The sequence below is a fragment of the Natronospirillum operosum genome, assembly GCF_004768465.1.
Taxonomy (GTDB): Bacteria; Pseudomonadota; Gammaproteobacteria; order Pseudomonadales; family Natronospirillaceae; genus Natronospirillum; species Natronospirillum operosum.
The window spans coordinates 451,167-463,155 of the sequence record NZ_SRMF01000002.1 but is presented as its reverse complement, the minus strand read 5'-3'; the positions used below and the strand labels follow the sequence as shown (position 1 = coordinate 463,155).

The window sequence follows — 11,989 nt, the reverse complement described above, 5'->3', positions numbered from 1 at the left end:
CTCAACTGAGGTCGGTCTGGCGCCAGAGCAGGTAGCTTTTGGCCGTCATCGGACGACCGAACAGATAACCCTGGCCCAGATCGCAGTCCAGTTCCCGCAGTATCCGGCACTGGCCTTCGGTCTCTATGCCCTCGGCCACCACCCATAGATCCAGCGCCTGGGCCATCTCGATCAGACATTTCATGACCGTGCGGCTGGAGGCTGCGGATTCCAGATCGCGCACGAAGGCGCGGTCGATCTTGAGGCCGGTGATCGGCAAGTGGGTCAGGTACTCGAAAGACGAGTAGCCGGTGCCGAAATCATCAAGGCTGACCGGAAATCCGTGATTGCGCAGTTCCTGCAGTATCAGGCGGGCACCATGCGGGTTGCGGATCAGCGCCCCTTCGGTGATCTCTATCTCGAGTCGCCCGGGGTCTACCTGCGAGGCTTGGGCCAGTTTGGGCAGATCCCGGATCAAGGCCTTGTCGAACAGGTTGCGTACCGCGAAATTGATGCTCAGCTGTTCCTCCGGATGCTGGCGCAGAAACTCCAGGGCCTGCTGCAGAACAAAGCGCGTCACCGGTGCGATCAGCGAGGTATCCTCCAGCTTGGGCATGAAACTGTCCGGCATGATCAGCCGGCCGTCGACCGCACGCCAGCGCAGCAGGGCTTCGGCACCAGCCGGTCGGTTGGTGATCAGGTCAATCTTGGGCTGATAATGCAATTCGAACTCGCCCGCCTTGAGGCCGCTGCGGATACGGGATATCAACTGCACCCGCTCGCTGCTGCGGCGTTCGAAGGCCGGGTCATAGGGCCGATAGAACTCGGCCTCTTCCACGGCCGTTCGAGCCCGCCGAACCAGCTCCTCGGGGGCCACCCTGAGATCATTCGAATAGTGACTGCCGATAGCCATCTGTACCCGCACTGGAACATCACGCACCTCCATGATTTCCTCTCCGGCCTGGCGCACGGCTTCCACCAGGGGGGCTACCTGTGCCGAGTCGGGTGTGGGCAGCAGGAACAGAATCTCCGAGCCGCTGAAGCGATAACTCTGCACCGACTGGTCGCTGTGGTCGGCAATGCGTGCGGCTACCGAGGCCACCACCTGGTCGGAGGCGTCGGTGCCCAGAGCTTCCAGTACTTCCGCCAGATCCAGAATACGCACAAAGACCAGGGCCACACCACAGTCCTCGGCGTGGCCACGGGCCTGCCGGGCCAGCAAGGCTGCGAGATCTGCGTCCAGAGCGGCCTGATTGGGCAGGCCGGTGCGGCTGTCCGTGCGCAGTGCCCGCGCCTGGGCCTGGTTGGCCCGTCGGAGACGCTGGAACATCCAGCCGGTAAAGGTGCCGATCAGCACGAACATGAGCAGCCGGGCGATCCAGTTGCCCAGCGGCTGGGCCGTAGCGGCACCGACATCCAGCGGCATCAGCGGGCCCAGCAGCAAGCCGGCGGCTGCCGCCGTTATCAGGCTGGCCGGCAGGCCATACCAGGCAGAGGCGAGTACAACCGGCACCAGCAGGACATAGGGGAAAGCATAACCGGTACCGCCGGTCATGTAGACGATGATGGTGCCCAGTGCCAGCAGGGCCAGTACGGTGGAGAGCTGCAACAGAAATTGGCGGCGGCTGGCTGGATGGGAGGGTGAGGCTGTAGGTGGGTTGTGTGGCCACGAACGGCCATTTAGACTGATCATTCCGTTCCCTGAGCTGAAAGTCACTGGGTGTCGGTCTGACCGCACCCTTCTGTTACCCGTATACCACCAAGGATAGATTGCGATGCCGGGGTTTGCCATGCCACAGAATTCATTTCCTCGCTCTGTTGCGAGCGGTCTGCTGCTCACTCTGAGCCTGCTCGCCGGATGTGCCGGTCAGGACAGCGCGACCGTGCTGAACCTGCCGGCAGACCGTTCAGCCATGACCACAGACAGTCGCGGGATGCTGATGTATCAGGCCGATGCGGCAGTATTTCGCGAGTGTTCCACCGGCCAGCTGTTCCCGGTCCGGATGGCCGGCGCCTGGCTTGAGACCGAGCGCCGCTATCTGGAGGCGCGCGGCGAGTCTCCTGCCTGGGTGCTGGCCGAGGGCCAGGCCACCTATGAGTGGGCAGCGCCCATGGAGGGCCCGGAACGGTACCACCTGACCTTTGACGATATTCCGGAACTGACACTTGGGCAGTTCTGTGGCCAGTCAGCCGAGGCGCTGCTGGATCAGGTCTGGGCGGTGGTGCATCTGGACGGCTTCGGCCTGGACCGCTTTGCCGATGGGCACCGGCCCACGGTGAAGCTGACCGCGGATGAAGACTCTGCCGCCGGCGACTATGCCGTCAGCGGTTCCACCGGCTGCAATCAGTACGGCGGCCAGCTCACCCTGTCCGCTGAGCAGATGGCTTTCGGCAGCCTGGTCACCACCCGGATGTACTGCATGAATACGGCCGACATTGAAGCCCGCTTTCTGGACATGACCAGAGAGGCGGTCAGGGGCAGCCTGGAAGGCGACACCTGGCACTGGTATGACGCGGAGGGCCGCTGGCTGGCAGCGCTGCAGGCCTCCGACCGCTGACTCAGGGCAGGAGGTCGGCCAGGCGGGCTTCCCAGAGCACTACAATCCAGGTCAGGGCCATCAGCAGGAGGCTGATAAAGACGGCGGCGGAGCCCATGTCCTTGGCGCGCCCGGACAGTTCATGCCATTCGCTGCCCAGACGGTCTACCACCGCCTCGATGGCCGAGTTCAGCAGCTCCACGATCAATACCAGCAGACCGGACCCCACCAGCAGAAGCCATTGGGGCAGTGTCTCGGCCACCAGCACGGCCAGCACGACGGCGACCCCGACCAGAATCAGTTCCTGCCGAAAGGCGGCTTCATTGCGAAAGGCGGCGCGTACCCCCTGCAGGGAATAACCGGTGGCCTTGATGATGCGGCTGAACCCAGTGGCTCCGGCCTTCTTCATGCAGATCTCCCGTGACGTTCCTGTGACTACTGTGCCTGGCGCGGACACCGGCAGATTATTACAACAACCCGGGTGCATTGCACAGCCTGGTGTCGAATCAACCTCTAAGTTGCCACCATGCGGGCAGCAGCGCCTGTATGTCGGGGTTCGCATAGCGGTCATCCAGCAGCCAGATCACGCCCTGATCGGTCTCGGTGCGGATCACGCGCCCGGCAGCCTGTACCACCCGTTGCAGTCCCGGATACAGGTAGGTGAATTCGTAGCCGGCGCCGAACTGCTGCTGCAGGCGCGCGCGCTGACATTCATTGACCGCATTCCACTGCGGCAGCCCCAGGGTGGCGATAAAAACACCCAGCAGCTGATCTCCGGGCAGGTCAATGCCTTCGCCAAAGATGCCGCCCAGGACGGCAAAGCCAATGCCGGGTGTGCGGGTCCGGAAATGCGCCACAAAGGCGTCCCGCGCGGGTTCCGACATGCCTGCATGCTGGCGCCACTGGGGGATGTCCGGGGCCTCCCCAGCCAGTCGGTCGGCCACCTGATCAAGATAGGCAAAGCTGCTGAAATAGGCCATATAGGGGCCGGGGGTCTGCCGGTACTGGTGGACCATGCACTGTACAATGGGGTCCAGACTGGCGGCGCGGTCCCGAAAGCGGGTCGACAGTTGCCGGGCAACGCGGACCTCCAGTTGCTCCGGTCTGAACACCGGCGGCAGGCTCTGCTGCACGGTGCCTGCAGGCAACCCCAGCAGTTCCCGGTAGTAGGTCATGGGGCGCAGCGTGGCGGAGAACAGGATGCTGCTGTGTCCGGTCTCCAGCCGTGGTGCCAGAAAGGGCGCCGGCACCAGATTGCGCAGGCAGAGTTCACTCCGGTTGCGACCCGGGTGCAATGTGATGTCGAACAGACTGTGGGTATCGAATGATTCGGTCAGAAGCTGGAACTGCCGGGCCTCGAAATAGAACGCCTGCACGTCCGGCAGAGCTTCTGCAGGGTGGTCCGCGAACCAGTCGCTCCAGCTCTGCAGGAACTGACGCAGCGGTCCGGTCAGCACCGTGGGCGCCTGGTCTGCCTCCTGATAGTGGGCGGCGCGGACTGTGGTATCTGCCGCCAGGCCTTCCTGCTGCAGGAGTGCATTCCAGCCCCGGTTCAGTCGATCCAGAGTCCGGCGCACCGGGGCGGGTGCCTGTTGCCGCGCTGTCAGCAGAGCCTGTTTGCGCAGGCTGACACTGTACATGCTGCGCGCGCGCTCCAGCAGGTTGTGTGCCTCATCCACCAGCAGGGTCAGCCGCCACTGCTCCTGCACGGCCAGCGCATGCAGCAGGGCGCTGCGATCAAAGTAGTGGTTGTAATCGGCCACGATGACATCGCTCCAGCGGGCCAGCTCCTGGCTCAGATAGTAGGGGCAGATCTGATGCCGCAAGGCCACCTGCCGGACTCGTGCCTGGTCCAGCAGTGGCCAGTCCACCATGGGCGTCGAGTCCGGTGCCGTCAGCGCTTCCTGGCGAGCGGCCGGCAAGCGGTCATAGAATCCGGCTGCCAGCGGGCAGGCATCACCGTGGCAGGCCTTGTCCGGGTGTTCACAGGCACGCTCGCGGGCGACCAGTTCGAGGGCGCGTACTGGCAGCGCAGGCTCGGGGCCGCTGCGCAGGCGGCGCAATCCATCCAGCGCCAGGCCCCGGCCGGAAGTACGAGCACACAGCCACAGCAGACGGTCCTGTTGGCGTTCGGGCATGGCGCGCAGGGCAGGGAACAGGGTGCCCAGCGTCTTGCCGAGCCCGGTTGGCGCTTCGAGCAACAGGGTGCGGCCGGTATGCACGGCCTTGTAGACGGATTCGGCCAGACCCCGCTGGCCGGGGCGAAATTCTGCAAACGGGAAACGGAGACGGCGCAGCCCCTGATCACGCTGACTGCGGTGCCGGGCCTCGCGGCGCGCCCAGTCGACGAAGCGGTGGCAACGCGCCAGCAACGCCGCTTCCAGCTCGACGGCGGTCCACTGTTCGCTGAGTTGGGTTTCCTGCTGGTCGTCGATGTTGAAATAGATCAGGCGCAGGGTGATCTCGTCCCAGTCCCGTTCATGACAGAGCAGCGCTCCGTAGGTCTGCACCTGGGCCCAGTGCAGGGTGCGCTGGTTGGCGCCCTGCCGACTCAGGTCACCGCGGTGGGTCTTGAACTCCTCGACGCAGCGGGCCTGGCTGTCGAGTGCATCAACCCGGCCCTGCAACTGCAGGCGGACTCCGGAGAGTACCAGTTCACGCGTCACGCTCACTTCCAGGTCGTGCGTTCGGGCGCGGCGCTGACCCATGACCTGGTGCCCGGCCTGACCCTGCTCGGCGGTCGGCGCCGGCGTAAAGCGGAGATCCAGGTCGCCATAGCGGTCACAGAAATCGCACAGTGCCCGGATGCCCACCCGGAAGCACAGTGACGGCGCCTCAACGGCGGGTTCGTCAGCGGGTGGAGTACTGGCTGCAATGGGAAGCTCGGTCATGGTGACAGCATACCTGAGCACAGTTTTTGCGTCAGGGTGATCGAATCGGTAAAATGCCGTCCCTTTTTGCAGAGGCTGGCTGGCACGACGGATACCGAGTCGTGCGATGGATGAGCCACACGAATTGTTCATGCATTATCTCATCAAGCTCCATCCGGAAATCACCATCAAGTCCAAATCGGTGCGGGACCACATGATCAAGTGCCTGCGTCACAATGTGCGCATGGTGATCCAGCTCGATGACCCTCAGGCGCGCGTGCAGGGCGGCTTCGACAGCCTGGAAGTGCACCTGAGTGAAACCTTGGCGGCTATAGGGCGCGACCGGGTGGAGGCGGCACTGGGCCGTATTCCCGGCCTGCATGAAATTCTGGCCGTGGAAGAATTGCGTGGCGAGTCACCGGAACAGATCGCCCGCCAGGTTCTGCCTTACTGGGTTGATCAGGTTGCCGGCAAGCGTTTCTGTGTGCGCGTCAAGCGCCGCGGGGACCATGCATTCACCTCCTCGGAGCTGGAACGCTATCTGGGCGGTCAGGTGCTGGCCGCCGTGCCGGATGCTACGGTCGACCTGACCCGCCCCGAGGTCACCCTGACACTGGAACTGAAGAACACGCGGCTGCTGCTGATTACCCGGCGCTGGCCGGGTGTTGGGGGCTATCCGCTGGGTACCCAGGAGAATGCGCTAGCGCTGATTTCCGGCGGTTTCGACTCCCCGGTGGCCGCCTGGCGCATGATGACGCGCGGAGCGCGCACGCATTTCCTGTTCTTCAATCTGGGCGGTCCGGCCCATGAAGCCGGGGTGCGGGAAGTGGTGCTGCATCTGTGGCGTCAGTACGGACGTTCGCACAAGGTCTTTTTTACCTCGGTACCGTTCGAGCCCGTGGTGGCGGAAATTCTGCGCGTCATTCCGGACGGCCTGATGGGGGTGGTGCTGAAGCGCATGATGCTGCGCGTGGCCAGTCAGTTTGCTGAGCACTGGCAGATTCCGGCGCTGGTGACCGGTGATGCGGTGGCCCAGGTGTCGAGCCAGAGCCTGACCAACCTGAAGGTGATTGATCAGGTGACCGATCAACTGGTGCTGCGCCCGGTGATCACGGAGAACAAGCAGACCATCATCGACGAGGCGCGCCGTATCGGTACCGCGCCCTATGCCGAGAGCATGCCCGAATACTGCGGAGTGATCTCGCGGCGGCCCAATATCCGTGTCCGGCGCGCTGATATAGAGGCGGCCGAGGTGCCCTTTGATTTCTCGGTGCTGGAAAACGCGCGGGAACAGGCGGTATCGACCCGTATAGATCGGCTGGAGAAGGCGCCGCCTCTGGTGTCCGGCGAGTTGCTGACGCTGGACATGGAACAGGCACAGGCGCGGCCCGGCCCGGTGCGCATTGTCGATATCCGACCGGAGCACGAGCGCTCTGTGGCACCGCTGCAATCGGCAGGCCTGCCGGTCGATGTCATCCCGTTCTATGAGCTGCAGAGCCGCGCCGGTGAGCTCGCTGCCGACACCACTTGGCTGCTCTACTGTGAGCGCGGGGTCATGAGCCGCATGCAGGCGCTGCACCTGGCCGATCAGGGCGTGGCCAGCGTGGGTGTTCTGGTACTGGCCAAGGAAGGCGCTACGCCTTGACGATGTCATGACCGGCCATCTCCAGCGTCAGTATAGTCCTAATCGAACAGCGTTTCAGAATCCGACTGCACATAGAGCACTTCTGCCGGTACCTCATGCCTGGCGCAGTATTGCAGCCAGCGGATCTGGTTGTCCTGCAGACGATCACCCGGGCCCTTGATTTCAAGCAGCCGGTAGCTGTGCGCGGCGGGATAGAACTGCACCAGATCAGGCAGGCCGCTGCGGTTGGCCTTGACGTCGAACAGGATGCGCCGAAACAGCAGTTCCAGGTGTGTCGGTGGCAGGCAGGCCAGGGCCAGTTCAAGCAGAGGACGCGTCATCAGACCCCAGTGCACAAAGGGGTTCTGCACACCCTGTCGGCTGTGCCAGTAGTGCCAGATCCGCGCCTGATAGTCGCCTGCAGTCAGCAGGGCCAGGGCCTGCTCGAACCCGTCCTGGCGGCGGCGGTAGAATTCCGGTCGGGTCAGATCAGCCGGCGCACTCTGAAACGGATGGAAGAAGGCCCCGGGCAGCGGCGCAAAGATGACCGGCCAGCACAGCAGGCCAAGCAGGCTGTTGATCAGGCCGTTCTCGACCCAGTATACGGGGGCATCCGGGGTCTGCAGGTGGTCTGTGACCTGTGCCTCCACCCGGTTGCCTGCCAGTGGCAGCTGTATCGTCTGTTCGGTCCAGCCGGGCGCCGCGGGTTGTGCCGGTGGTGGTTGCCCGGCTTTGCGACTGAGTCGTTTTGCCATGCGGGCGGCCTGTTGCTGTTCGGCCTCATTGTCCGGTGCGGCCAGCACCTGATCCAGCAGGCTTACGGCTGCTTTCACCTGCCCCTGCAGCTCCAGCACCCGAATCAGGCGCGGTCGGGCCTCGGGCACGGCAATGTCGGCGTAGAGGCGGGCTGCGGTCTGCAGGTCGCCGCTGCGTTCAAATCGATAGGCCAGGCGGTACAGGACGCGGTCGCGGCGGGCCGACAGCCAGTTACTGCCGGGCAGGTCAGCCGGGATGTCGCGCAGTATGTCGGCCGGCGGCTCGCCCTGTTCCAGACGCTCCCGGCACTGGTGCAGACACAGCCAGGCATCCACCTCGGCCCGGCGGGCAAAGGGCCGGGCCGCATCATCGAAGGGCACGGTTTCATAGCGGAACAGGCCCAGCTCGGCCAGCACGAAGGTGGACCACTCCTGACGCAGGTTGCCGAAGAACATAAGCCGCAGGCGTTCGCAAAGATCCATTACTGCCAGGCCATACAGCGTGGTCGGCGCCTGTGGCCACCAGTCTGACCAGGCGCGCGGCTCCGGATACAGCTGAGCCAGCGCCGCGACCAGGTCGCGCTTGCGTGCACTGGCGCCGGGCCGGGGCAGATCCTCGTGGGTGTCGGCGAGCCGAATAGCCAGAGCCAGCAATTCAGGCCGGGTCAGTTGCCGGCTCAACTGACTGATGTCTACTGCCGGGTTGAGTGTCAGCAGGCCGCTGCGGAGCAGCGGTTCTGCGGCCTGTTCAGTGTCGCCTATCTCTGGGTAGGTCAGCCGGTCAGCCCGAAAGCAGTCGCCCTTGCGCATTACCATGCGCACCAGCAGGGCCTGCGAGGGCTCGGGCAGTCGGCGCAGGGTTTCGATGAAGTGCTGTTCGGCGGCCGCAAGCAGGTCCGGGTACCGGCGCACGACCCAGTCCAGCACAAAATGAAAGTTGCGCAGGTAATACAGCGGGTCGCTCAGTTCCGGGCGTACGGTGATCTCGCGGCGGGTCATTCCAGATTGAAACGCTCACGCAGAAAGCGGGCAATGCCGTCCTGATCATGGTGTCCGATTACCGCTGTGGCTCGGCTCTTGATATCATCCGTGGCATTGGCCGGGGCATAGCTTTCATCGGCCAGGCTGAACATGCTGACATCATTGTCGCTGTCGCCGAAGCAGATGATGCGCTCGAAACCCAGTTCTGTCTTGAGGACCTCCAATGCGCTGCCCTTGCTGGCCGCGCTGTGGTGAATGTCCATCCAGGCGCAGCCCGGGTTGTAGATGGATTCGCCGGCATAGGCCACCAGATGGTCCATGTCGACCAGGCGCAGGCCGATGGCATCAGCCGCTGCCTGAGGGCCCAGCGCACTGATGTTGGTGATACGGGAGCGATCATGCAGTGCACTCAGATCCCGCATGGGCACTTCCGGATGATGGCGGAGCAGCTCGCCGTACAGGTGTTCGCCCATGGGATCACTGATGACGGGGTGATAGATGGCGGGTTGGTCATTGTCCTCCAGCGTGCATACAAAGGGTGTCATCTGCTGGTCGGCAAAGGCATGCAGTACGGCGTCGATTTCTTCGGCGGTCAGAAAGTTCGGGTGTCGGTACTGGCTCTGACGGGGGTCCCATATGATGACCCCGTTCTTGTAGACATGCGGCAGGGTGAAATCGTGTCCCGTCAGACAGGGGCGCGCGGCATGCAGCGTGCGGCCGGTGGCAATGGTATAGGCAATGTGGCGCTCACCGAGGCGGTGCAGGGTATCCCGGGTATAGTCGGATATGCGCTGTTGCTGGTTCAGCAGTGTGCCATCCAGATCAAAAACCACCAGATCCATGCCGTGTCCCCATTGTCGGTGTTGACCATTGCCGTTGCCGATAAGGTACTGCAACCATGGCCGGATTGCGATCCCGGGTGACGATAAAACAGAGCAGATTACCCCTGCCTGACTTTGATGATGCAGGGGCCTGACAATTGCTCTATAACTGGATAGGGTCCGTATTTTCCGGGTATCAGGCGGGCCAGTGGTTGGAGAGGATCATCGTGCAGGCAGACCGCAAGCAGGAACTGGTCAACACCATGGAACTGCTGTTCGGGCGTTCCAGCGTTGTTGTGTCGTTGTTTGATCAGCACGACATGCTGATATACGGCAATCAGACCTACCGGGACCTGACCAGGCTGGGCGCAGACGAACTGCTCAGTTGGAGCGACATCATTCGCCGCAATCATCAGGCAGCAGATGGCCTCAATATAGAAGCCGAGGATGTGGAGCTCTGGCTTGCACGAGCCAATGAGCGGCGCTGGCGATTGCCCTACCGGGAATTTGAAATTGATCTGACCGGCGGGCGCTGGATTCAGATGACCGAAACCCTGATTCCGGACGTCGGCCTGCTGGGTGTCGGCGTGGAAATCACCTCCTCCAAGGCAACGGTGTCCTCCCTGCGCCAGGACTATCTGCGCGCCATGGTCGAAGCCGAAACGGATCCGTTGACCGGGCTGGGCAATCGGCGTGCTCTGGAGCGTCTGACGGCGCTGCTCGAAACGGCCGGCCACCGCAAGGGAGTGTCGGCATTGATGATTGATCTCGATGATTTCAAGAGCTACAACGACCTTTATGGCCACCTGGCGGGTGACCAATGTCTGAAGCGCGTAGCAGAGATTATTCTGTCCAGTCTGCGCGACGAGGGGGACTACCCGCTGCGCATCGGGGGCGAAGAATTTCTGGTGTTGCTGCATGCGACTTCGGTACATGAGGCCATGCGCATTGCCGAGCGGATTCGCAATCAATTGACCGAGGCCGCGCTGCCCCATCGCGGTGCGTCGGCAGGTGTGGTCAGTATCAGTGTGGGCGTCGCCGAGGCGATGCAGGTCGATGTGGGCAGTGTTGAGCGCCTGATCGGGCAGGCGGATCGGGCGCTGTACCGGGCCAAACAGGCCGGGCGCAATCAGGTTCGAGGCCTGGAGGACGATGACTGATACGACCGGTTGCCGCCATTGGCGGTACAATCCGTGCATGTTGCCCTGTACGCAGCCCGTCGGAGTGTGTTCATCATGCGCATAGTCATTTGCCCCGATTCGTTCAAGGAAAGCATGACCGCTCTGGAAGCCGCTCAGGCCATCAAGGCCGGCCTGTGCAGCGTATGGCCACAGGCGAACTATGAGCTGTTGCCGCTGGCCGATGGCGGCGAAGGCACGGTACAGGCATTGCTGGACGCTACCGGTGGCAACTGGTGCGAGGCGTCGGTGACCGACCCGCTGGGTAAGCCGGTGCAGGCACGCTTTGGCCTGCTCGGTGACGGGCGGACGGCGGTGCTCGAGATGGCCGAGGCCTCCGGCTTGCAGCGCGTGCCGCCGGGGCGCCGAGACCCCCGCCTGACCAGTTCAAGGGGCACCGGTGAAATGATGCTGGCGGCACTGGAACAGGGCGTTGAGCGCCTGATTCTGGGCATCGGCGGATCGGCCACCAACGATGGCGGCGCCGGCATGCTGCAGGCTCTGGGCGCGCGGCTGGATGATGCTCAGGGTGAACCCATAGGCCCGGGTGCGGCCGGTCTGGCGCGGTTGGCCTCGATGGATTTCGGCGGGCTGCACCCGCGTCTGCGCCAGTGTGAACTGGAAGTGGCCTGTGATGTGACCAATCCGCTGCTGGGCGACACCGGTGCCAGTGCCGTGTTCGGGCCGCAAAAGGGTGCGGATGCTGCCATGGTCGAACAGCTCGACAAGTGGCTGGCTCATTATGGGGCCCTGCTGGAAACCACCACCGGACGTGCCGTTATCAACAGCCCTGGTGCGGGTGCTGCCGGTGGCATGGGGGCTGCGTTGATGGGCGCCCTGGGTGCCAACCTGAAGCCGGGTATTGATCTGATCATGGCTGCAGTGGGTCTGGCGGAGCGGCTGCAGGGCGCCGATCTGGTGGTCACCGGCGAAGGGCGCCTGGACAGCCAGACCCTGCAGGGCAAGACGCCAGCCGGGGTGGCGCGCCTGGCGGCCGCAGCCGGTGTGCCGGTGATCGGTCTGGGCGGCAGCCTGGCCGATGACACCGGGGTACTGATGGAGCAGGGTTTTGTCGTGGTATTGGGTGCGGTGCAGCGCCCGACCGATCTGGACACGGCGCTGGTGCTGGCGCCGGAATGGTTGGCTCGCACTGCAGAACAGGCGGCGCGGCTGATGGCACTGGGGCGTCAACTGACGCTTCCAAATGATTCCTGACAATCCTGTTGGTGATTCGACAAGTTCAA

9 protein-coding genes are annotated in these 11,989 nt (G+C 63.6%); 4 read left to right on the top strand and 5 right to left on the bottom strand.

Going from position 1 to position 11,989, the window contains the following annotated elements; genetic code table 11:
- Position 1 precedes the first annotated feature (1 nt).
- Complete coding sequence (locus E4656_RS08535; RefSeq protein WP_167855986.1) at positions 2-1,588, bottom strand: putative bifunctional diguanylate cyclase/phosphodiesterase; 1,587 nt, start codon at positions 1,586-1,588, stop codon at positions 2-4.
- 181 nt (positions 1,589-1,769) lie between these two features.
- Between E4656_RS08535 and E4656_RS08530 the strand changes: the two genes are divergently transcribed.
- Positions 1,770-2,537 (top strand): META domain-containing protein, encoded by a 768-nt coding sequence (locus E4656_RS08530; protein ID WP_167855985.1) that lies wholly within the window; start codon positions 1,770-1,772, stop codon positions 2,535-2,537.
- Between the two features lies 1 nt (position 2,538).
- On the opposite strand, the gene E4656_RS08525 is transcribed toward E4656_RS08530, so the two are convergent.
- On the bottom strand, positions 2,539-2,925 hold the full coding sequence (locus E4656_RS08525; RefSeq protein WP_135482769.1) for a diacylglycerol kinase: 387 nt from the start codon (positions 2,923-2,925) through the stop codon (positions 2,539-2,541).
- Positions 2,926-3,022: 97 nt separating this feature from the next.
- Positions 3,023-5,407 carry an ATP-dependent DNA helicase gene (locus tag E4656_RS08520; protein WP_205849150.1) on the bottom strand — a complete coding sequence of 795 codons (2,385 nt, stop codon included), beginning with the start codon at positions 5,405-5,407 and terminating at the stop codon, positions 3,023-3,025.
- A 130-nt stretch (positions 5,408-5,537) separates the two neighbouring features.
- Here E4656_RS08520 and thiI point away from each other — a divergent pair, with 130 nt between their 5' ends.
- Positions 5,538-7,031 (top strand): tRNA uracil 4-sulfurtransferase ThiI, encoded by a 1,494-nt coding sequence (thiI, locus tag E4656_RS08515; RefSeq protein WP_135482768.1) that lies wholly within the window; start codon positions 5,538-5,540, stop codon positions 7,029-7,031.
- A gap of 38 nt (positions 7,032-7,069) precedes the next feature.
- Here thiI and E4656_RS08510 read toward each other — a convergent pair whose 3' ends face one another.
- Positions 7,070-8,764 carry a VRR-NUC domain-containing protein gene (locus E4656_RS08510; protein WP_135482767.1) on the bottom strand — a complete coding sequence of 565 codons (1,695 nt, stop codon included), beginning with the start codon at positions 8,762-8,764 and terminating at the stop codon, positions 7,070-7,072.
- Entirely contained in the window at positions 8,761-9,588 is an 828-nt protein-coding gene (locus E4656_RS08505; protein ID WP_135482766.1) for an HAD family hydrolase, read from the bottom strand. Before E4656_RS08505 ends, E4656_RS08510 begins: the two co-directional genes overlap by 4 nt.
- Positions 9,589-9,779: 191 nt before the next feature.
- On the opposite strand from E4656_RS08505, the gene E4656_RS08500 reads away from it, so the two are divergent.
- Complete coding sequence (locus E4656_RS08500) at positions 9,780-10,727, top strand: sensor domain-containing diguanylate cyclase (RefSeq protein WP_135482765.1); 948 nt, start codon at positions 9,780-9,782, stop codon at positions 10,725-10,727.
- A gap of 75 nt (positions 10,728-10,802) precedes the next feature.
- Positions 10,803-11,960, top strand: coding sequence for a glycerate kinase (locus tag E4656_RS08495; protein ID WP_135482764.1), 1,158 nt, complete (start codon positions 10,803-10,805; stop codon positions 11,958-11,960).
- Positions 11,961-11,989: the final 29 nt, after the last annotated feature.

Excerpts from the sequence above, each read along its gene's own strand:
- E4656_RS08530 (WP_167855985.1), top strand. The coding sequence starts at position 1,770 with ATGCCACAGAATTCATTTCCTCGCTCTGTTGCGAGCGGTCTGCTGCTC.
- E4656_RS08525 (WP_135482769.1), bottom strand. The coding sequence starts at position 2,925 with ATGAAGAAGGCCGGAGCCACTGGGTTCAGCCGCATCATCAAGGCCACC.
- E4656_RS08520 (WP_205849150.1), bottom strand. The coding sequence starts at position 5,407 with ATGACCGAGCTTCCCATTGCAGCCAGTACTCCACCCGCTGACGAACCC.
- thiI (WP_135482768.1), top strand. The coding sequence starts at position 5,538 with ATGCATTATCTCATCAAGCTCCATCCGGAAATCACCATCAAGTCCAAA.
- E4656_RS08510 (WP_135482767.1), bottom strand. The coding sequence starts at position 8,764 with ATGACCCGCCGCGAGATCACCGTACGCCCGGAACTGAGCGACCCGCTG.
- E4656_RS08505 (WP_135482766.1), bottom strand. The coding sequence starts at position 9,588 with ATGGATCTGGTGGTTTTTGATCTGGATGGCACACTGCTGAACCAGCAA.
- E4656_RS08495 (WP_135482764.1), top strand. The coding sequence starts at position 10,803 with ATGCGCATAGTCATTTGCCCCGATTCGTTCAAGGAAAGCATGACCGCT.